This window comes from Paenibacillus sp. MSJ-34 (assembly GCF_018918005.1).
Taxonomy (GTDB): domain Bacteria; phylum Bacillota; class Bacilli; order Paenibacillales; family Paenibacillaceae; genus MSJ-34.
Genome location: NZ_JAHLPR010000007.1, coordinates 41,903 through 63,374, shown reverse-complemented (window position 1 = coordinate 63,374; position 21,472 = coordinate 41,903). Strand labels below are relative to the sequence as shown.

At 52.0% G+C, this 21,472-nt stretch carries 14 protein-coding genes; 3 read left to right on the top strand and 11 right to left on the bottom strand.

What is annotated here, in order from left to right; genetic code table 11:
- Positions 1-578: 578 nt before the first annotated feature.
- Genes KQI79_RS05190 through KQI79_RS05180 form a run of 3 tightly spaced genes read right to left on the bottom strand, consistent with a single transcriptional unit; the run spans position 579 to position 3,770 of the window.
- The gene (locus tag KQI79_RS05190; RefSeq protein ID WP_216537155.1) at positions 579-1,619 is read right to left on the bottom strand and encodes an ABC transporter permease; all 1,041 of its coding nucleotides are present in this window, start codon (positions 1,617-1,619) and stop codon (positions 579-581) included.
- On the bottom strand, positions 1,588-2,589 hold the full coding sequence (locus tag KQI79_RS05185) for an ABC transporter ATP-binding protein (protein WP_216537242.1): 1,002 nt from the start codon (positions 2,587-2,589) through the stop codon (positions 1,588-1,590). Before KQI79_RS05185 ends, KQI79_RS05190 begins: the two co-directional genes overlap by 32 nt.
- 32 nt (positions 2,590-2,621) lie before the next feature.
- On the bottom strand, positions 2,622-3,770 hold the full coding sequence (locus KQI79_RS05180; RefSeq protein WP_216537154.1) for a COG1470 family protein: 1,149 nt from the start codon (positions 3,768-3,770) through the stop codon (positions 2,622-2,624).
- 232 nt (positions 3,771-4,002) lie between these two features.
- Here KQI79_RS05180 and KQI79_RS05175 point away from each other — a divergent pair, with 232 nt between their 5' ends.
- Together KQI79_RS05175 and KQI79_RS05170 are read left to right on the top strand one after the other, a co-directional pair.
- A complete protein-coding gene (locus KQI79_RS05175; RefSeq protein ID WP_216537153.1) occupies positions 4,003-4,587 on the top strand; it encodes an RNA polymerase sigma factor in 585 nt (194 codons plus the stop codon).
- Positions 4,580-5,344, top strand: coding sequence for an anti-sigma factor (locus KQI79_RS05170; RefSeq protein ID WP_216537241.1), 765 nt, complete (start codon positions 4,580-4,582; stop codon positions 5,342-5,344). Before KQI79_RS05175 ends, KQI79_RS05170 begins: the two co-directional genes overlap by 8 nt.
- A 74-nt stretch (positions 5,345-5,418) precedes the next feature.
- Here KQI79_RS05170 and KQI79_RS05165 read toward each other — a convergent pair whose 3' ends face one another.
- From KQI79_RS05165 to KQI79_RS05135, 7 genes are read right to left on the bottom strand one after another with little or no spacing between them, the layout of a single operon-like run.
- Positions 5,419-8,406, bottom strand: coding sequence for a GAP1-N2 domain-containing protein (locus KQI79_RS05165; protein WP_216537152.1), 2,988 nt, complete (start codon positions 8,404-8,406; stop codon positions 5,419-5,421).
- On the bottom strand, positions 8,406-9,665 hold the full coding sequence (locus KQI79_RS05160) for a TRAFAC clade GTPase domain-containing protein (protein WP_216537151.1): 1,260 nt from the start codon (positions 9,663-9,665) through the stop codon (positions 8,406-8,408). The genes KQI79_RS05165 and KQI79_RS05160 overlap by 1 nt, the downstream gene beginning before the upstream one ends.
- A 26-nt stretch (positions 9,666-9,691) precedes the next feature.
- On the bottom strand, positions 9,692-10,330 hold the full coding sequence (locus tag KQI79_RS05155; RefSeq protein WP_216537150.1) for a beta-mannanase: 639 nt from the start codon (positions 10,328-10,330) through the stop codon (positions 9,692-9,694).
- Positions 10,331-10,351: 21 nt separating this feature from the next.
- Positions 10,352-11,626, bottom strand: a complete 1,275-nt coding sequence (locus KQI79_RS05150; protein ID WP_216537149.1) for a vWA domain-containing protein — start codon at positions 11,624-11,626, stop codon at positions 10,352-10,354.
- Between the two features lie 49 nt (positions 11,627-11,675).
- Positions 11,676-14,033: a transcription initiation factor TFIID gene (locus KQI79_RS05145; RefSeq protein ID WP_216537148.1), complete on the bottom strand. Its 2,358-nt coding sequence runs from the start codon at positions 14,031-14,033 to the stop codon at positions 11,676-11,678.
- A 12-nt stretch (positions 14,034-14,045) separates the two neighbouring features.
- Positions 14,046-17,435, bottom strand: coding sequence for a tubulin-like doman-containing protein (locus tag KQI79_RS05140; RefSeq protein ID WP_216537147.1), 3,390 nt, complete (start codon positions 17,433-17,435; stop codon positions 14,046-14,048).
- A 28-nt stretch (positions 17,436-17,463) separates the two neighbouring features.
- Positions 17,464-19,263 (bottom strand): vWA domain-containing protein, encoded by a 1,800-nt coding sequence (locus KQI79_RS05135; protein WP_216537146.1) that lies wholly within the window; start codon positions 19,261-19,263, stop codon positions 17,464-17,466.
- 395 nt (positions 19,264-19,658) lie between these two features.
- On the opposite strand from KQI79_RS05135, the gene KQI79_RS05130 reads away from it, so the two are divergent.
- On the top strand, positions 19,659-20,594 hold the full coding sequence (locus KQI79_RS05130; RefSeq protein ID WP_216537145.1) for a hypothetical protein: 936 nt from the start codon (positions 19,659-19,661) through the stop codon (positions 20,592-20,594).
- 35 nt (positions 20,595-20,629) lie between these two features.
- Here the strand turns inward: KQI79_RS05130 and yunB are convergent, their stop codons facing one another.
- Positions 20,630-21,439, bottom strand: a complete 810-nt coding sequence (gene yunB / locus KQI79_RS05125) for a sporulation protein YunB (protein ID WP_216537144.1) — start codon at positions 21,437-21,439, stop codon at positions 20,630-20,632.
- Positions 21,440-21,472 lie beyond the last annotated feature (33 nt).

Here is a 21,472-nt window from a genome sequence, read left to right as displayed (position 1 = left end):
ACGGTTCGGGGCGGATTTCCTGCAATTCGCCACCGTTGATGTAACTGGCTTTATTACGCATATCGAAGAGGTAACCCCCTATTTCGAAGGCGCTCCCCGCGGACCTACGCTTCTTGTTTGGCGCTAACGAAACTGACCATCCTTATCGGGCTCAAAATGAAGATATTCCCAATTTAACGAAAGTACGTATCGTTATTCATTGGAAATCGGCGGTTTGAGCGTCTTTTTCCCCTCATTAGCGTGTTTCAGTTTCGTTGCACGAGCAACAAGGTGATTTCCACGCGATTAGCGTCTCTACGTTTCGTCCCACCCGAAGGAACGTCAGCCGTCAATGGTATGATGAAATTGATTCTAATCGCAGGCTTTTCCCCTCTATTACCTGCATATTTACACGAATTAGTATTTGACACGGTGAGTTCCCGGCCAATCGCGCATTGGCAGCTTCCATGAACTCGAATCCGCTGCCTTTTCGATGCTACGCCATAGCCCTAATCGCCAAAATTGATATATTTCACCTTTCATCACCAAAAAAAGGCGCAGAAACGAACATTCCGTTTCTGCGCCCTGCGAGGCGGCTTTTAGCGGGAACGAATCTCCTGCCGCATAAACCAAACATATGCGATGATAAAACAGACCATAACGGCCGCGATCAATCCGGTCAGCTGCGGCCATACGAGCAGCAAGCTCTGGCCGAGCGGCAGCGGGCTCGGCAGCGCGCCGTACGCTTGCTCCGGAGTGACGAACAAACTTAGCGTGCGCACTTCGGGCATAAGCAGCGTCGTTGTCGCTTCGCCGAACAATTGGCTCGGCGACAATCGCTGCAGAAATTGCACCGTTTGTTGAAATCCGAGCACTTGATCGATATGCGTCGGATTGACAGGCGCAATTCCTTTGGCGATTAAATCGACAATCATCGAATAGAAAATGGCGAAGAAAATCCAAAGGGCGATGCAGGTCAGTGCCGATGTTGCCGGTTGGCGGAACCTGACCGAGAACAAGATCGACAGGTTCAACCAAAAAGCGACGTAAAAGACGCTCAGCGCCAAAAAGCACAGCATGCGCAAAAACTCTTCCAACGAAGGCGGAATGCCGATCGTCAACAAGCCAAGGCCCATAATGAAAAATCCCAAGCCGAAGAACAGAATGGCAATGACGCTGATCGCCGCCACGAATTTGGCGTTCAGGACATAGTCCCGATGAATCGGCTGCGCCATCATCCTTGACAATGTACCCTTGTTGCGTTCGGAGTTGACGGCGTCAAATCCGAGCGCAATGCCGATCAAAGGGCCGAGAAAACTAATAAACGTCATAAACGCGGGCATCGTTCCGTCGGACACCGTAAACAATTTCAAGAAAACGAACGAGTTTAAATCGTGATCCGCCGGAACGGCCGCGCGTATGCTTGTAATCGCCGTATACAGCGAACCGATGCATGTCAGCGTCATTAAACCGAGCAGCACCATATAGCGCCAACTGCGGATCAAATCGGACATTTCCTTGCGAACGATTACCCAGAACGGATGGGGCGCCGGCGATTGGGTTCGCGGCTTGCGCACACGGTCTTCCCATGCTATCAAGTTTCGTATTTTAACGAGCATGCCGTTTCCGTTGATGGTCATCTGACTCCCCTCCTTCGAAGTAACGATGGTAAATTTCGTCCAACCCGTATTCCTTTTTGTTCAAATGATACAGGGAGCTTCCCGATTCAATGATCGCCCGCGCCAGTTCGGCGGCTATATCTTCCGTGCAGCCGATGTGAAGAAGTTCGCCATGCTCTTCGATTCTGGCGACGCCCGGCAGCGCCCGCAACGTCTCCATCAAACCGCTATGAAGCGGCCGAACGCCTGCCTCCAACGTGAACGTCTCCTCGAGGAACAGCGCTCTCGCCAAAGACGGCACATCGCCTTCGGCAAGGAGTCGTCCCTTCACGAAGAGACCTACGCGGTCGCAAATTTGTTGAACCTGATGCAAATGATGCGACGACAGCAATACGGTTATGCCTTCATCGCGGCTCAATTGTTTAATGAGCAGCAACAGCTCCCGCACCCCTTCAGGGTCGATGCCGAGCGTCGGCTCGTCGAGAATGATGACTTCCGGCTGTTTCACCAGCACATCCGCCAAACCTAACCGCTGCCGCATGCCGCGCGAATACGTGCCCGCCTTCTTGCCGGCCGCATCCGCCAATCCGACGCGCTGCATCAGTTCTTCCACCCGCTTGCGCGCTTCCGTCTCGGGAATGCGGTTTAATCTCGCGGTATACATCAAGTTTTCCGCCCCGGATAAATCTTCGTAAAACCCGACATCGTCCGGCAAATATCCGACCCGCTTCTTGACGGCGATCGGCTGGCGGATCGAGTCGATTCCGCATACGCGCACTTCGCCCGATGTCGGCTCGGTAAGCCCGAGCAGCATCAAAATCGTCGTCGATTTGCCCGCTCCGTTCGGGCCAAGCAATCCGAAAATTTCGCCTTCTTGGATGGATAACGACAAATGATCCACCGCGACGTAATCGCCGTATTGCTTCGTTAAATCCGTCATTTCAATAATCGGTTTTTTCCCTTCCGTTTGTTCCGTCAAAGCGTTCGTCATATCAACGGCTTCCTTGCTGGGCTGACTCACGTTTACCTCCTCCCATACTTGCGGAAAATATAGTACATGCCGACAATGACCGCGGCGATGATGAGAACTCCGATCCATCCCCATAACATGGACGTTTTGACCGTCATCCGAAACTGAGCCATAGACGACGATTCCGGCGTGTTCGCATTGATATTCAACTGATAATCGCCCGCGATCGCCTTGCCGTCCGCTTTCACCGTTGCCGTTACGTTCGCCGTTTGCCCTGCTTCCAGGCTCGCAATTTTTTTCTCGTCGAACGTCACTTCCCAATCGACCGGCGTCGAAGCCGTCAATTCGATATCCTTCAACGCCGCCGTGCCGGTATTTTTCAACTGCAGTTCGATCTTCTTCTCTCTTCCGGCCGTTACGTCCGCGCTAAGCAATCCGTTCGGAGTGCTCAATTCGAGACCGTACGTCCCGGTAATGACCGCTTCCAGTTCCGTTTCCGCGGAAGTGGAGTTCGTAGCCGCTTTGACCGGAATTTTGTAGCTTCCTTCCTTCACTTGCGCCGGCGGTTTGATGTTGACGCTAATATCTTCCGCCGAGTTCGCCTTGACGTCGACGGAAGTGACTTTTTTGCCGCCATGCACGAATTCAACCGTCCAGCCGCGCGGAGCAGACGATGCGATGGCGTATTGCTGGTCGCTGGCGGTTCGATTCTTTAAGGAAAGCGTGTAGTCGAACGACGAATTCGCATCTCCTTGCAAATTCGGCTGTTCCGTAGCCAGTTCCGTCTTATACGTTCCCTTTTCCGTTACGTTAACGGTGAGCGGCAAAGACGATTCTTGCGCGTTCACTTTAAAATGATACGTTCCTTTATCGACGGCTAACGGCACGTCAATTTGCAAATTAATATTTTTCTCGTCGTTCGGTCTGACCGCAATTTGCCGAATCGCCCAGCCGCCCGAAGTAAGCTCGGCCTTCCATTCCGCCGGAATATTGTCCAAAGACAGGCTCATATTTTGCACTTCGCTCGTATTGTTGATCAGATCGATCGAATAAGAGATGGATTCTCCCGGCGTGACGGAAATATCGGTATACGGCGTATACATCACGACGCCGCTGGCCGCGTATACGCCGGTTCCTCCGAATAGAAACACCCCCGTCATCACCGTTAGCAGCAGACTTAACGCCAACCTCCATTTGCGCATGCTTAGACCCTCCCATATGTTTTGTCCAAGCGGACTCTTCGGCAATTTCCCTTTGCCGCCTTGCGAGAGATCCGCTCGTTGATCATCACTCTAAGTACGCACGGAGAAGGCCTTTGGATTTATTAAAACAACATAAAATTTTGCTTAAAACAACTTAAATTTTGCGGAACTCCCGTTCCCTTTTCATCAAAAATTTTGTAAATATGAAATGAGGGAATGCGAGGTGAGTCGGATGATTGCAAAGGATACAACGTCATCATTGCTGCAAGAGATGCATAACGGTTCTATGGAAGCTTTCGAAGTTTTTTACGAGCGGTACGCGCCGCTTATCTTTCATATTGCGCTGAAGCTGACAAAAGACCGGATGGAAGCGGAAGATATTTGCCATGACGTATTTCTCGAAGTGTTTCGCAAGGCCGATCGATTCGATCCGTCGCGGGGGAGCCTGGAAGCATGGCTTTCGGTTATGACGCGCAGCAGGTCGTTAGACCGGTTGCGACGCAAACAGCGGCTCGTTTATAATGAACCGCAAGAGGAATATGCTGCGCCGGCCGACGCCAATCCGGAACAGCGGGCCATGCTGGAGCTCGATAAAGAACGTCTGTACGCCGCCATCGACAACATTCCGCAACCGCAAAAGGAAGCGTTGATCGGATTTTACTGCGAAGCGCGAACGCAGAAGCAATTGGCGCAAAAACTGAATTATCCGCTAGGAACGGTAAAGTCGTTAATCCGTTACGGAATTCGTAATATTCGCAAACAATGGAACGACCGCAAACAGTTATCGAAATCGGAGGAGGCGAGGCAACATGAATGAACGGCAATGCGGCTTTTCCGAGCAAGAACTCGTCGATTATATATTAGGATCGCTGCCTGAAGAACGTTGCGCCCGGTTGCGGGACCATGTTGCCGGCTGCCTTTCGTGCCGCGACCAAATGCGGGAATGGATGGAGTTGCTCTCTTCCCGCCAGGAAGAGGCCTTGCCCGGCCCGCCCCCGCGCTTGAAAACCGGGTTAAAGCTCAAATATATATGGCTCAAGAAGCTGCCCGCATTCGCCCGCGGGATGATGCGTTCCGGCAAGGCAGCCGCACTCGCGGGAGCCGTTGCGCTTCTGTTCATCTTCTTAGGGTTGTTTCAAACGTTCAAGGATTCGGGTGAAATCCGCGCACCGTTGACTGCCTCGCTCGATCGCATCGCAACCGAATTTCATCCCGAAGACCGCAGCCTGACCATGCTGGTCGATCCGAAGACCGTCCAATATAAAATGACCGCGCTCAATGCGAAGGACGCCGAAGGCTACGCCTGGGTCAACCGGTTGTCGGATGAAGTGTTTCTGTTGATTGATGGGCTGGAGCCCTCGACAGAGAAAGATTATCAAGCCTGGTTTACATTCAATACCGCCAATATCCGGGAGAACGGGGGCATACTGAAATGGAAGAAGGGAATGGCGCATCTGTATGTGCATGGCGGGAAAATTAGCGGCGCCGACAACATTACGATCAGTCTCGAGCCGAAGGGCGGCAGTTTCGCTCCGATCGGGCCGGATACGCTGCTTGTCATATTGGAGAAATAATGCAACGCCTCCGAATGGGGGCGCTGAAAAACCGTCCGAGAACATGATCCCGGACGGTTTTGTTTGTAATCTATTTATTGTCCGCCTTGTTCAGCCTCTCCCAGCGTTTCGGTCCCCTGTTCGGGTTCTTCTTTCATAGCGGGTTCCAGCTTATTCGCGATGGGATACGCGATCCCGTCGATCCAAAGCTGCTCGTCGCCTATCCAGCGATAAGACGGATCAAGCGGAATCGTGATACGGCCGTCTTCACAATCCTTCGGCAGGGAGATCGGCGCCTCGTTCGACGATCCGGCTGGCGGCATCTCCGGCGTTGTGTTCGCATCGCCATCCTGCGCTGCGTCCGCCCCGGCATCGGGCGCCTTGTCCGCCCCGCCATCCGGCGCCGTTCTCGCCGCGCCGCCCGTTCCTCCGGCGGATTCGCCGTCCGGCGCCGTACCCTCCGCCGTAGTCGAGCCGGCATTCGAGGACGCGTCCTGCTCGCCGTCCGGCTTCATGCCCAAGCCGTTTGCGGCGAAGGCTTGTCCGCTCGCGCCCGGCCGGAGCGCGCCCGTTACCTCATCCTCGCCGCGCTTTAATAGAATATTGTACGCGGCGGGATCCGATTCTTCGCCTTGAAACGCCCTGCAGCCGTCCGCGGATTCAAAGCGGATTTCGATTACGTTCATCCCCTGCACCGTTTGCGCAGTCACTTCTTCAATATTGTACGCCATCGCGGGAACCGCTTCGGGTTTGAAGAACGCGTTGTAGAGAATGCCGGCGCCGACAACCGCAACGACGACGATCCCCAACACAAGCCCCAGTATCTTCCCTTTTCTGTGGAGAAATTTGGCGAATCCGCCGGATAGATCGTATTTGACGTCGTCGAGAACCCGCTGCAACGATTGCGGGGCGTCTGCGTACAACAATTTCCGGTCTTTTCCGCTTTTGAATGCTTCGCGGTCGTATTGTTGAAAATATTGTTTGACCGCCTTCGCATACCCCGGGTACAACCGTGAAGTCCCGGCAAAATATTCGTCTCGCCCCGACCATTTCAGGAACGAATACACCGTGTCCTTGCTTCCGCCATGTTCGCGAACATAAGTCAACAGATCGAAATAGAAAACTCGAGGCCCCGTTTCCTCTCTCCCCTTGCCGCTTCCCCGAACGCCGCCGGTTATTTCCGCAAACGCCAGCGTAATTTTGCGGTAATTGGCCGGAACGATCTCGTCCGCCAGAACGCGCCGGATCAATTGTTGCACAGTCTCCGCCTCACGCGCGGACAAGCCGGCAAATTCCGTTTCCGACGGCTCGGACAAGCGATAGATCCGCTGAGCCGCTTGCAGCGCCTTGATTTTGCCTGCATATTCGTCCGCAACCAATTCCGATGCATAGCCAATCCGCATGAAATCTTCCTTCGTCAACGAATCCAAATCGAGCTTGGCAAGCAAATAATAGTCCGCCGCCGAAACGATGCGATCCGCCAGCAAGCTGTAAGCTTCATGAGACTTCCACCGTTTGAACTGCTCGTGCACCATGCCTGCCGCGGCTGTCAAATTGCCTTCTCTGGCCATCCGTGCGACAACCGTCGTCTCCGCCAGTTCGCCGAACGTCAAGTTGTCCAATGCCTGCGGACACCACGTCTCCCAATCCGTAATAAAACGGATCACTTCTTTCAAACTGCCCAGCGATTCGAATTTGCGCTCCGCATAAGGTTCGAACAACACTCTGACCAATTCGTCATACGCAAACACCGTTTGGAAAAACGATTGAAAAATAGCGCGGTCGCTCTCCAGCGCCGCGTACATTTTCTTCCGCTCCGCGCCGCCGCTGAGATGAATCGATTTGATCAAATATTTCACGACTTGTCCCTTATCCTCGGGACGGGCCATGTGGAAATATTGGACGAAACATTCCCAAACGGAGAGTTCCGGTGCTATATGCCGGTCAACCGTCTTTTGTTCCGCGGCAAACTTGTCCAAAAACAGCCGATTCAGCCGTTCTTTACGCTCCAGCGCGGACGGCGGAGCGAAATATTCGAGGATGCCGCGCAGCACGAACGCCGGCCGCTCGCGGTACAACCTGTCGTCCCCCGCTTCGATTCGGTAAAACACGCAAAGCTCATGATAGCTGGCGATGGCCATTTTGCGGGCGTCGCCCATATCCGCCAGCATCAGGTCCGCATATTCCAGAAAATCGTCCATTTGCCGCGGAGCGTCTAGATGGTCCCAGGCAAACTCAAGATACGGCTGATTCGCAAAATCCGACTCCGCGTTGACGATCCGGCCTTGCGCGAGATCGAAGCAGTAGTCCTTCTCGATGCTGCGGTCCCCTGCGCGTATGCTCCCTTTTTCCACAAACATGACATGAATATATTTCTTGCTCTGGGGTTCCTTCGCATATGTGATAAATCCGATGCGCCGCCGAAATTCGTAAGGCAGGGCGGAGAACAGAATCTCCATCAGCCGGTTGGAATTCCGCGCAAGGTGCTCCACTTCGACATCCAACGCAATATATACCTTTTTCTTGCTGGAGACGGAGGCGACGACAGCGCCGAGCAGTTGTTTAAACAGCGTTGCGCCGATGTTCAGCCCGGCCAGAAAAGCCCGATGATTCGGCGCCGAACCGGAATCGCCCGCTTGTTGCGGAATGTCGCTTACTTCCGGCAGCTCCTTGCCCTGCTCGATATCGTAGCTGCCCGCGAACGAGGCGCGAAACAGCTTCGCCGGCTGTTTCACATATTCGTCGTTTCGTTCCGCCGGGATCACGTAATTATGCATGAAAAACGCAGTTCGCAACCCGGTAAAATCGGCAGGCACGAAGACGCTTCTTCCGAGCACCGCCTCCCCGGAGTCCGCTTGGAAAAACGTGACGCTCTCGGGATATTTGCCGGCGTCCTTTTCGCTGCGTTCCAGCAGTTCCAACGGAGCAGCGTATCCGCAAAAAGGATGGATCGTTTTTTTAATAAAGTTGTTGTCCAGATTCGCCGATTTGGCAATCGTATCGTACCCTTCCGACGAACGAAAAACGCCGCGCCGTTCCCGGGTGTAATATTGCTGCTGAATCGGCTTTTTTCGCCGGTCCACTATTCCTCCCTCCCCTCGATATAATCCAGCTTATACAATAGCCAGATGAAAGGTTCGTCCACGCGGATCGGGTCGACCAGCCCTTTCAATTTCTGATTGACAGGATTGCTGCCGAGTGCGGATACCGCGAAAAAAGCGATATTGTTAAAATGCACGTCAAGCGCGCCCTTAAAAGGACGGTCCACCTTCTCGATAAATCGGCGTATTTCACCGTTAATATTTTCGAATTCGGTCAGGTTCAAATGTTTCTTATGGACATAATTATGGAAAAGATTGCTGTTTGCTTTGATATATTCGCCGTCCTCTTCCTTGATCGCGTGCAGCATGTCGCTTTTCGTCAGGACGACGGCCGTCGGAATATCGGTCTTGCTTCCTTCTTCAAAACCGATAAAGTTCTGGTACATGCTCAGCACGACATCCCGCGGTTCATCGTATTGCGACACCCATTCGCCCGGTTCGTCGCCAAGGTTGACGCGGATTTTCTCGCGAATCGTCTTGATCTGAAGAGGATCGACCATGAACAAAATACCGGTCGAATTTTTGATGTGCGCCGCGTATAAATCCAAATATTCCTGATCGACCATTCCTTCGCCCGCGGCGTCAAAGAAGACGAGCATGAGCGGCGGCTTCGTTTCGTCCTTGAAAATGAATTGGAATATAAACGGTTCCTGCAAAACTTCCTTCTGCGTCGATTCCAACAAATCGTTGCGCTCGAACAGAGGCTCCTCGTAATTTTGCCGGAATTTCCGGCTAATATCGGCGTTCAATGGCATGCAAGCCGCATCGAAATTGTCCGCCGTCGTGTTTTGCAGCGTATGAATCAACGAAGTCATATAAACCGATTTCCCCACCTGGGACGCGCCAACGATCGAGATAATGTTGCTTGGCACCTTGCCTGCGGATATCGGCAGATCGTTATGGCATTTCGGGCAAAGTCTTTTTTTGGTCACGATTCCGTAATGGTCGTTAATGCCTGCCAGAACGTTATCCACATATATTTTATGTTCGTCCGGAATCGTGACCGGATCGATGACCGCCTCGATCTCGTCGATGGAGTCCAAATTGAACTTTTCCCGATAAGCGTTAAGCAGTTGGTCTTCGCCGAGCGCGTAATCTTCATCGTTCTCCTTATGATGGGCGGCCCGAAACACCACTTCCTGCGGGTGAAACTTGCTGAAACAATAAGGGCATACAATATCATAGTAAAGAGGCCGCTCCTTGACTTCCTGTTTCTTGCGAAACAAACTGAATAAACCCATTGCTTTCGTCCTCCTCAGGCTTGTTCCTATTCCGGTATCAATTCGTAGATTTGCCCGTATTTTTTGCCGTCCGTAAAAAACAAGCGTATATAATCGTCCTTCCCGACTTCGATCGGCGGGAGCACCGTCTTACCCGGTTCAAAATCGCTTACGAAAGGATAGACCGTTCCGTCTTCCTTGCGAATCGGCAATCCGCCCTCTTTTTTCACGTAACAAAGCACCTCTTTGCCGATCCGGGCGTCCGAACGCAACTGCAGTTGAATCGTTTTATATTTGCGAAACAACCCCGTTTTCGAGGCAATCGAAAAATATATTTTAATCTTTCCCGTACTGACCGTAATCCGATTTCGGCCGTCTTCCTGACGAACAAGACTCAGTTCCCCGTTTTCATACACGCATGCATAAACCGTATAGGCAAAGCGGTCGATGGAAACGATCCGATCGCGGTAGCCGTTATTGGCTTTGTATTCTTCCCTCGTGTAAAGCTTCAAACGTTCCGGATGCGGCGGTTCCGCGGACTCCGCCTCGTCGGCATGCGTTTTGTCGATATACACATGCCGAACTCCTTCCGGCCACTGCCAACGCAACACGCACGCGCCGTCGTCGATGGTATGCGTCAAACGGCTAATATAAAACTCGGAAAGGTCCGATTCGACAACCCGCATCTCCATTCCTCCTTCACCGTCTTAAAAACCTTTGCTCCGGTTGTTATCCGCTCCGGCGAAAGATTTCGCCCTAAGCCCCATGCGATTGCCGTACGGAGAACGTTCGACCGCCCCTTTGTCTTTAATCGGCACAATGCAAGTAAAGAGCGAAATGACGACCGCCAGAACGCAATCTGCAAGCAGCCGGTGCATCATGCCCCATCCGGGCTGCTGCGCAAATCCGAACTCGAGAATGAGCCCCGCCAACAAACCGGCGACCGTTCCCCCGATCGCGAAGCTCCGCGCCAAATAACGGTTGTCGAAAATGATTCCGAGCGCAAGCCCTATCAACGCGCCGATGCAAACAAGGGAGAAGATGCGCCAAACGGCATAGAAGGCGTTGTGCTGCGCGAGGCCGGTCCGCTCGTCGATCAAGATGCGGCTGTCCCGCTCCGTATAAATTCTATGGAACACTCCCGTCAGTTCTTTCGCGTTCGACACGTCGTAATATTTCCCGCCCGTTTGCGCGGCAATATCCTTCAACAAACCGGCTCCTTGCGGGTCGTCGTATGCCATGCCTACGGTATGAACCGCGATATGATCGTCTTGAAACATTTTCAAGGTCGAACCGAGGTTCACTTCGCTGAACCCGTCGGACAGCATAATCACCATCGTCCCTCTGCGGTCCTGCAAGCGGCCGATTTCTTGAGCCGCCGCGTTTAAAGCGCGGGCAATATCCGTACCGCCGTCCACCTGGTCCAAGCCGTCGATTTGCCGCTTCACTTCCTCTTTCGCCGCCGCGTCGGATAATCGAATGAACGGCTGCACGACTCTCGTGTCGTGATTGAACGCAATCACGGCCAATCTTTTATCCGCATCGATCTGGTCGACTAACCGTTTAGCGGCGGCAATCCGCTCGTTGCCCGGATCGGTCGTCTCCATGCTGCCCGAAACGTCGATCGCCATCACGATGTCTTGCGGCGCTTTCGCCTTGCCCACATCCAGTTCGTAGACCAGTTCGAGCAGAAGGCCTGCAACGAACAAGGCCGCCAATGTGGCGATCGGCAGCATCTTCCACGATGCGCCGGAATATTGCGATTTCCAGGAGACGCCGTTCAGGCGCGGCGAGATCAGTTCTGCCAGCAAGCACATCAGACCGATGCAGAAACCGACGACCGCAAAATAAATCCCGATCCATACGATGCCCGGCATGGACGAGGCGTAGCTGCGCAGCAGCCATTCTCCGATCAAAAAGCCGATTACGCCTCCCACTAAACTGAACCATATCATCAGCATATTTACTTTTCGTCGCAGCATCGGCAGCCTTCCTTTCCATATTGGTAATTAGAGTTCTTAGTCCGTTCGCTCAACGAATCGCAGCCAATCTTTCGGCGGAAACGCCGTGAAATTCATAACCTTCGTTGCAATATCGGTCATAATACCCTTGCGCATTCCGGCAATACATGACATCCTCGAGATGGAATCCGCCCATCAGATGAAGCTTGGCAATTCCGCTGCGCCCCGTTTCATGCACGCATCCAAGCTTGTACGTACGGGAAGCTTCGTCGATGCGAAGCGCATAATGAAGAAATTCGCTCTCGGTATCGCCGAAAAAATACCGTTCTTCGTACCGGTGCTCTTGGGTGTAATGAAACAGGCGAAGATGAACTTCCGCGTTCTGATTCAGGCCGTTGTACAGTTCCTTGAACAATTCATCTTTCGTCAATACCTGCCGGTCGTAATAACCGACGGCTACGTTCGTGCGCTGCAGAAGCTCTTGTTCGAAAGACTCCATGAACGGCCCGGCTGTCAGCACATGGCGTTTGCAAACCTCGACGATTCTGCGCACGAGTTCCTCCGTTGTGCCTTCCCGAAGCAATTCCAGGACATTCCCGACATACCGTTCATCGAAATAAAAGTGTTCGCCCCGCTTCGTTTCCAGTTCGGTTACAATTTCCCTCGTTACGACCTGGTAATATTCGAACACGTTCTGTCCGATGTAATCGTCGGCCTGTTTCACGTTCTCGCGGACGATGTCAAGCAATTGAAGCCGAAGCCGTTCCAGTGCGCTCATCTGGATGCTCATCGCTTGATGAACGCGCGCAAGTTCGGTTTCATACCGGCGGAGCAGCGACAGTCTCGTTTGCAAACGCAGCATTTCCGTCTTATAGCCGTAGATTCTGGCGAAAAAGCAGCGAATAAAGTTGCGCGTATTCGTTTTGTCCATCAACGGAACCCGCTGAAATGTCTGCTCTTCGACGCGTTCCTGGTACAACAGCTCCAATTGGGCTTTGGCCTCTTCCAAATCCTTGGCCGTTTCCCTCGCCATTCTACGAATTTCCTCCAATATGCCGGTTTCCTTATTGTTTTCATCCGTCCATACGTAAAGGCTGTACAGACCGATTCCAGGCTTGCGCTTCATGATTTCCAGAATGGTGCGCTCCATAAGTTCGGGCATATTCAAGTCGTCCAACTGCGCGTTTGCAGCCTCAACGAAATTGTGTTGGAAATACGTTTCGCAACTGTCGCCAAACAGCATCGCTTCCGCTTCTTTCACCGTAACGCGTTTCAAATCTCCAAATCGAACCGGCCGATGCATGAGCGCGGTCATCCCGCGCAATGTGTCGTCATCCGGCACGATCCGCTCTACCAACCGATCGAGCGACGGCGGGTCCAGCTCGAAAAGCTCGAGTACCTCGCGTTTGTTCCAATTTCCCATACTTTGTATCTTCGCCAGCATCGAGTTATAGAAATGATAAACGACAGCTAGGAAGATCGCTTGATTCGGGCGTTTCATTTTGAAAAAGCCGGCGGTGACGTAAGCGTGCCGCGCGTTTTGCGACATAATTTGATTCTTAAACATCGTGTTGTTGTAAGTTTCAACGCCGTTGTCCGGTACTTGCCGCACGTTGCGATTTTTCAGCAAATGAATGTGGCAAATGATTTCGTAATTGTCCGTCAAACGGTTGCGCGTCGCAATTCCGCTCTCTTTCTTGTCCGACAACAGGTAGACAAGATCGAACAACGGAGACTTCCGATGAACGACCGGCAGCCTGACGCCTTCCCCCGTTACTTGCAATTCGGCCTCAAACGCATATTCCGCGTCCTGAACCGTCTCCAGCTCCCGCAAAAAGCCGAAACCCGCCGCGGCCGCATAACCGAATCCTTCCCCTTCCTCCCGTTCGCGAATCAACGCGTACAAATCCGATTGCACCACTTTGAAAGAAAGCGCGAATATCGTCTGCATGAGCAGCGTAATTTCCGACATTAATACATTAAGCGGGTCGTCGACCCGCGTAATGACAGAAATATGAATCCGTTCGAAGGAGGAATACAGACGGCCGAATTCGGAGACGTTGTTGCTTAAGCGGCGAATCGTTTGATTCAGCTCAAACAGCCGCTGTCCGTCTTTATAAAATTGATCGTAAATCGCCTTGCGCAACGTTTTTTTGTCCGCCTGCTCCGGTTCCGGGATGCGGAAGGACACGACGTTCGGGTATTGAACCGTTTCGTTCGAGCAAACGTGCAGATAGACGACCCCCGCGTTATTGTCCCATTTCTTCTCGTTCAACTCCGCGATCGGCCGGATGGCATCGGCCGTCAAGTCCCCAAGGAACACGAACACCGCCGGATGGTGGATGCTGCCCTGATCGTTGCCCGTATCGGTCCGCTTCTCTTGCGCAAAGGCATACTCCAGGGAAGAGCGTTCCAACAAATCTTTCATCGGCCTCTACCCCTATTTCATATTTCTAACGATATCGTTTAATTTGCCGAATACTTGCCGATAGAATTGATACATGTCTTCCCCGTCGGCGAGCTCGATTTTTTCGTACTCCAGCTTTTCTTTCGCCCCGCCGAACGCTTCGATCAATTCCTCCAGCTTGGCGAGCAGCGGTGCGATATCCTCCGCCGCGGTCATCTCGGCATCGCGCTTATGCGACTTCCTCAGCAGAACGGCTTTCGCTTTGTCGTCCAATTTGCGGAAACGGTCGAATACGGCGTATTCGATATAACTTTTCACCTTCATTACATTGGCGAAAGGCTCCCATTGGTCTTCTTCGGGATCGCGGTCATATACGTAAAGGGCGCCCTTCTTGACAATCGTTCCCGTATACATCGCTTCGATAAACTGGTCGATCAACTTGTCTTCGTCTTGATGAGCGGCGATCAGCGCGTTCAGTTCGGCGACTTTCGCAGCAATCGCTTCGTATTTGGCCGTTTCTTCCTTCACCCGTTTGATCAATTCCGGCGAACGGATGAAATTTTCCTGCGCCATCTCCGTATTCACGCTTCCGAAAATATCTTTGGCGCTCTCGCGCTCCAAGCCTTCCGCAAGCAGCCGGTTCAATTCGCCGGCACATTTTCTCATTTCGCCGAAATTCGGCTTCGGGCTGTCCAAGCGCAAGTCGTATTTCGCCAAGATGTCGGCAAGCGCGAAAGGCTTCGTAAAGACGCATTCGTAGCGGCTGCTCGTATTGCTGTCGATATGCTTCTCCGCAATCGCCCCGAATGAGAGCGCCCGCCCGAACAATTCGCGAACACGCGCGTTGTACTCTTTGATTCGCTCGTTCGAATAGGTTTCTCCCCACGATTTTTCCGGGATCGGGGAAGGGAGATACGTCCAGTTGACTTTATCCGTTTGCACCAAATGACGTCCGACGCCTTCTTTGTCCAATATCGTCTTCTCGTAGCTTTCTTCGTAAACCTTGAGCGGGGTATAGGCGAACAACGGAACGCCGTTCTTCGTGTTCAACCAGAAGATCCGGTTTTTCACTTCGCTCTCTTTGACGGTGAAATTCGATTTGCCGATCGAGTTGTTTTGATAATTTTTAATTCCTTTCAAAATGCTCGGCGCCTGCACCGGAACCGACACGAAGCCCCACGAAGGAAAATAGAGATTGCCGATGCTGTTGTTCAAATGGAACACGGCGATCGCTTCTTCGTCCAGCTTCGGCGCAATGAACCGTTCGACGAATTTGTCTACGGACTCGTCCTTCCCGTATTTGATGACCAGAAAATCTTCCATCGATTTCGTAATTAAATCGCCGAATTTCTCGGTCAAGAAATCGGAAATCGTAGCGATGACGTCCAGTTCCTGTTCCTTGATCCATTGGTTGGACCGCTTCAACAGTTCCGCCGTAAAATCGCGCATAAGATCGTCGGCATCCTTCTGTTCCAGCATTCCGCCGATCACTTTCGCAATATCCGGAACGCTGACGACGTTCCAGTAATATTTTTTGTTCCCTTTATGGTCTTGTTGTTCTTCGCCGTTGATCAGAATATCTCCGTTTTTGGCGAAAATATCGTTGAGCGCGTTCAATATTTCCGTAAAGACGTTATAAATTTTGGAGTTTTGCTCGTTCAGCAAGCGGTACAAGTCTTCGTAAAATTCGATCAGTTGCTCCGTTCGTTCGACATCCGCATGCAACAGGTACTCGTTGATTTTCGCCTCGATGAAGGCGTTTTTCTTCTTTTCCTTGGACACGAACGCGCTGCGCGCGTCGCCGAGCTTCTCCAGCGCCTGATCGCGCGCGCTTTCGATATCCCGCGGAATGCGGGTTATATTCTCTTTCAAAGTCTCGATATAAGATAAGATCATGTTCAGCAAGCAAAAACCTTTTTCCGTATAAATAAGCCGCGACACATAAAACGGCCCTTGTTCCGGGTGCAGGAAAAGCCTGCGGATTTGGTCGTCGAACCGTTCGAGCCTCTCCGCCGGCATTTGCTTCTTGGCTTTGATATATTCCTCTCTGGCCCGCGCCAGGAAGCCTTGCTCAAGCTCGGTATCCAGGTTGATCGCCTGCGTCTTGACGACATTATGATAGCTGAGGCGTTCGCTGTTCTGATAGCCCGCCAGCGGTTCCGGCACTCTCGCTTCGAAATCGCGCACGACCGTATCCAGATCGATGCCGATTTTGCGCGCAAACTTCTCGACGTCGTCTTGCGAAGGCGCCTTGTCGAACATTTTTTCCATTTTGTTAAAGAGACGGAAGGCCAAATAGGTCGTCATCTCTTCGATCGGCAATACCGCCGACGAGGCGCCGATGATGTTGTATTCGTAATTCGCCGCATACGTTTTGTTCATTTGCGCGATATTGGTGCGAATGTTGCTAATATAATCGTGAATGGCGAATTCCTCGCCCGATTGCTTCTCTTCGCTGGCCATGAAGTTCGTAATGTTCTCCGCCGTCACGTTCATGCAATAATCGTAGGCGTTCTCGAGCAGCTTGCCTTCCGTATTCGTAGCCGAAATCAGGTGGCATAGATTAAACGGCGGCAACGGCGAATTGACGGACAATATATTGCCGTATTGCTGTTTGAAACGTTCATTGCGGCTATCCACGTTCATCCAGTAATCCAATTCCTTCAGCGCCGCGTAGCCGTTCTTCTTAATATATTCTTTCGTATGCTCGCTCAAGCTTTTGTTCGACAGGTTCACGTCCGGCGTGAACAAATAGCCAAGCGTGTTGACGCGGTCGATGCCGGACGAACCGTGATCCCGCTCGATAATGCCGCGCACGATATAAGCGATGTCCAGGAAACAGCCGCTGCCCGTACCGCCGGATAAGCCGGTCAGAAGGAACACCATCAGTTTTTTATTCGTCCCGACTGAGAGCGTCTTGATTTTTTTGTCGATGCTTTGGACGACTTGGTTGATTTTGGTGAACAACAGCAATCTGCCTGCCTGCCGTACCCCGGCCGCCCCGTTCATGCCGTCGGTAATGTTCAATTCCGGGGAGAGCCAATCCGTAATATAAGGCTCGAGAATGCTGCGGTTGCTTAGCAACCCGCCGATTTCCGGATTCGACAGCAATACGAATTCGTTGATCGGGTCCAGGCCGATGCCCCGATATTTTTTGTTGCGGTCTTGTTCGTTCGTCTCGAATGCCAGAAATTCGACATTTGCCGGTTTTTCCAGTTTCTTCTTCGAAATCGGATCCTCGGGAAGTCTGAATCGGCGGTTAATCTGGTATTTGAGCCGCAGAAGCGCGTCGATTCCGGTGCCGCCCAAACCGATGATCAACATCGGATTATCGATCGTATCGACCCGGATCTTTTCGCTGACGATCCCTCCGCCGAGCGATACGTCTAATTGCTGGATATGTTCTCTCACAACCGGTTTCATGTCGTACCCTCCAATATTTTCGCAAATGTTATCGTATATATTCGATGAAAATCGTTTTATTCACATGCTGCATGGTGACGCTGATGCGCTCCGACGATTTCAGTTCCTTGCCCTTGCTCGCGTCCAGCGGACGCCCGCCTTTTTCCAGCGTGCATCCGGACAGATTTCGTACGGCGATGCCGTCGTTTTTGGCCGGGGTGAAGATCACTTTTTCCGTTTCCTTGAATTCGGGCGCAAGCTGCAGCAACTGGTGCAAGTTGAATTTCCCCTTGAAGGTATTCAGCTTCTTGTATTGAGGGTAGGTCATATCGCCGGTGTCGTTGTCCCTGATCTCGATGACCGCCTGGCCGACAAACCCTTTGTTCGCTTTCTTCACATAAGCGGCTATTGCATAGGCCGCTGCGGCGACCGCTATCAACCCTAGCGCACCCAAAATAACGGGAAGCAGCGGAAAGGGTTTACGATCCTCGTCTCCCCCCGCCCCTTGCGCGGACTGGCCATTATTGGCAGGGGCGCCGGTTTTGGCGTCGATTTGAACCGGCGCCGTCTCGCGGTAGAAGCTCCGGTCCTCGGCCCGTACTTTTATTTCATAAATATGAGCGTCCGGGATGGAGTATGAGCCCGCGAAATGATCCGTCTTGTTAGCCAGTTCGACCTGTTCCTCTTCTCCCGTGTCCAAGTCTTTCACGACCAGCGTCGCTTTCATCGTTTTGTAAATATCGTTGTTTTGCAGTTTCTGTCCGTTGCTGAGCAGATAGGACCGAACGTCGACCGAATCCCCAGCCTTGAACGTCGATCGCGTCAGCGGGTCCATTGCAAGTTCCAGGTCGTAATTAAAAATGAGATTGATATCGATTTTATCTTTGTTCGCGCCCTTGACTTGCAGCTTCCAATCGCCCATGGCGGGACTGGCGATTTTGATCATCGAGTACGTCTTCGACCGGGTATAAACGATATTCGGATCTGTCAACGGCACGGGCTGGCCGGAAGGATCGAACAATTTGACTTCCACGGGCTGGCGGGACATGATCGAAATATTCGCTTCAATCACGTTGGCATTCGGAATCGGCACCGCAACCTCCTGGAAGTCCCCGTTTCCGGTCATTCCCTGTCCGGGCACGATTTTCAACTTCAAATGGCTCGCGAAAATTTCGCTTAAAATTTGCGGCAGATTATCCGCCGTACTCGTCTCGAAAAATTTCCCGTTCGTTTGGGCCGAAATATCTTCCAGCACCGTTTTGTTTAATTTGCCGTCGGCGTTCAATCCGATCGTATAAATGGGGTATCCGTTCTTTTGAGCGATTTCCAATGCTTCGTTCAAGTCTTGATCGGACTGCGCCTGCGTGCGGCCCGATTTCTTGCTGAAATCGTTGTTGCCGTCCGCCAGCAGGACGATAAGCGGCACGTGGTCCGGCTCGGAGCCTTGCTGCAGCACCTTAACCGCCTCTTTGACCCCAACGGCGATATCCGTATAAGAAGCGCGGACCAATTGATCGATAAATGTTTTTAAATCCTCTTTATCCTGCGCCGACCGGATTTCCAGCAGCGCCTTCTCGCGCGCGATCTGGTCGGTATAAGCGACGATGCCGACTTTGTCCCCTTGGGCGGACAGCATGTCGATGAACATCTTCATCGCTTCGTTGCTGATTTTATTCTTGTCGCTGTTATTCATCGATCCGCTCACGTCGACTGTCAACACCGCGTCGATTTTCGACGTGGCGGAACCGGCGGCCGCATAAGTTGTCGAGAACGTCGACGCCGGATACGGGACAAGCGCGGTCAATATAAAAATGAGATATAAGACTCTTTTTAGATAAAGCCGGGACATATTCCAAACCTCCGTACAAGATGTAATGAACTTATCGTGTCTCTTTCGCCGTATATGCAAGCGGAAACCGCACCAACCGAAGGCGTCGCCCGCTTCTATCATTTAAATAATATGATATAATCTAACATAAGTAAACATTCGCACATTCTGTAATTACACGGACGTTTGAACGACTCGAATCCCTTCAACGAAGGCGAAAACAGTCCTAAAGTCCTATAAATCTACTAAAAACCAAGGGTGAAAATAGCGATGATTACATATATTTTCCTTTCGATATTATTTCTTTTTGTCGTTTCAAAAGTTATATTCTATTACGTTCGCCACAGCAAAATTGTTTCACTTCAAGAAATCGACAAATCTCTTATCCGCCGATTAAATGACGAGAGTGAATGACGATGAGAAAAAAGCCCGTTCAATTCAAACCGTTTAAACGCACTACCTTTGCCTTTCAGAAGCTGACCTATTGCCGCCGTTGCGGCACGTTCTCCATCCTTAAAGAGCAGGTCTGCTCCGTCTGTCACAAAAAAACGCCGATTCCTGTGGAACGGCAAGCCGAACTTGTCGCGGCCAAGTCACTGCGCATCGACGCCTTGATCGCCGTCTTTCTTTTTCTGGCAGGCGTTTTGTTAGCGCGAACGTCCGTGGAATCTATCGCAATGATCCTTTGCGGACTCATTCTGTTAACCCTTTTATTTCTATTCCAAAGAAAATGGAGGAAATCGTTCTTTCTCTTCCACCTTGACAACATGTTTCATAAGCAGCTTCCGCAAATCAAGGCCGGATTGCTGCGGAACTCCCAGTCGATCGTCCGGGACAGAGACGCCGGCCAGGAACGGATCGCCTATGAAAAATTGCGTGAAATCGGCACGCTGCTGCGGAGCGATCCGATCCGCAAGTTGAAGCTTATATTCCTGAATCAGTTTTATTTGCGCAAAGATATGGATCTGGAAATGGATTCGCTTATTATGCGGGAATTCGATCCGGATCTGGTAGACTATATCGGCACGATCGCCAGAATCAGGAAAGACCTGATTAAAAAAAGAACGCTGCGCTACGTCACCAGATACCAGATCGAGATCGCGAAGTTGCCCGGCGGAGAGAATATATTGATCGATGTAGCCGGATGCGCCCTGCGTACCAAGCCCTATATCGACCAATTCCGGTCGCTGATTATCGGCCAAATGCGCAAATTGCCGAAAGAGCGCTTCCTCAGGCTATGCAAAATGCTGCATCAAAGAGAAGGGTACGATTGGGACGACCTTTATGCGAGAGCGCAAGCGGTTTGCGAAGAGCAATACCACTGGGATCCCGATTTCAGCAAGTTTTTCTGAACAAGGCTATTCGCAGGTGATAACGGAAACGGCTTTTACGGCGTGCCGACCTGTTCCTTCTGCTCCTGGGGCGTCGGCGTCGTTGTGGTCGTTGTGGTCGTCCCTTCCGGATTGTCCCCCATCGCGGGGGCCGACGGCATCGGCAGCGCGATGCTCGGCGCATTGCCGCTGCGCTCGCCAACCGGATTTCCTTTATTGTCGTAATAGTACATTGGCACATCGCCTACAACGAGCAAATAAGAAATCGGAATTTCCGTCTCGACCAGTTCGGGTTCCGTGTCGAACGGAATAATGATGGCCACTTCGGCCACGATGCGAATATACACCTCTACGAGAATCATGTTGATGCCCGCATCCTGCTGCCGCGTATTGAGCGCCACTTTGACGGCGCCTTGCGGCTCCAGCTTAACCGGAACTCTCGGGCCGAAGGACCCGATTATCGCGCTTCCCATCGCTTGGCCGAGCGGAATATGCTCCGGCATTTCTTTCAGTTGGGCGAGCGTGCCTTCCACAATATCTTTCGTATTGGACGTAATTTTAATATTTTCCGCATAATTCAGCATAAATCCGGCAACCTTGCCTTGGCTGTCCGTCTTCCAATCGATCAAACGCTCATAATCGCTTCCGCGCGCCACCTGTTCGGAAATCGCTTTATTGATCGCCGTCGTGGCGATCTGCTTGATTCGCATCTTCGCAAGCGCCATCAGCGGCGGCCGCATGTTCTTCTCGATATAAATAAACGATTGCAAGGAAAATAGCGTGAAAATGACCATGGCGATAAAGAAAAATTTCCGGCGGCTTCGCGGTTTTGTCTGTCTGCTGTGCCACCTCGTCCGTTTGCGCATAAGCATGCCCCCCGCCCAGAAATAGAGTCAATT

Bases quoted from the DNA above. Each gene is read 5' to 3' on its own strand.
- KQI79_RS05140 (WP_216537147.1), bottom strand. From the start codon at position 17,435: ATGAAACCGGTTGTGAGAGAACATATCCAGCAATTAGACGTATCGCTC.
- KQI79_RS05145 (WP_216537148.1), bottom strand. From the start codon at position 14,033: ATGAAAGATTTGTTGGAACGCTCTTCCCTGGAGTATGCCTTTGCGCAA.
- KQI79_RS05150 (WP_216537149.1), bottom strand. From the start codon at position 11,626: ATGCTGCGACGAAAAGTAAATATGCTGATGATATGGTTCAGTTTAGTG.
- KQI79_RS05190 (WP_216537155.1), bottom strand. From the start codon at position 1,619: ATGACCATCAACGGAAACGGCATGCTCGTTAAAATACGAAACTTGATA.
- KQI79_RS05180 (WP_216537154.1), bottom strand. From the start codon at position 3,770: ATGCGCAAATGGAGGTTGGCGTTAAGTCTGCTGCTAACGGTGATGACG.
- KQI79_RS05185 (WP_216537242.1), bottom strand. From the start codon at position 2,589: ATGACGAACGCTTTGACGGAACAAACGGAAGGGAAAAAACCGATTATT.
- KQI79_RS05175 (WP_216537153.1), top strand. From the start codon at position 4,003: ATGATTGCAAAGGATACAACGTCATCATTGCTGCAAGAGATGCATAAC.
- KQI79_RS05135 (WP_216537146.1), bottom strand. From the start codon at position 19,263: ATGTCCCGGCTTTATCTAAAAAGAGTCTTATATCTCATTTTTATATTG.
- KQI79_RS05155 (WP_216537150.1), bottom strand. From the start codon at position 10,330: ATGCGGGTTGTCGAATCGGACCTTTCCGAGTTTTATATTAGCCGTTTG.
- yunB (WP_216537144.1), bottom strand. From the start codon at position 21,439: ATGCGCAAACGGACGAGGTGGCACAGCAGACAGACAAAACCGCGAAGC.
- KQI79_RS05160 (WP_216537151.1), bottom strand. From the start codon at position 9,665: ATGGGTTTATTCAGTTTGTTTCGCAAGAAACAGGAAGTCAAGGAGCGG.
- KQI79_RS05170 (WP_216537241.1), top strand. From the start codon at position 4,580: ATGAATGAACGGCAATGCGGCTTTTCCGAGCAAGAACTCGTCGATTAT.
- KQI79_RS05130 (WP_216537145.1), top strand. From the start codon at position 19,659: ATGAGAAAAAAGCCCGTTCAATTCAAACCGTTTAAACGCACTACCTTT.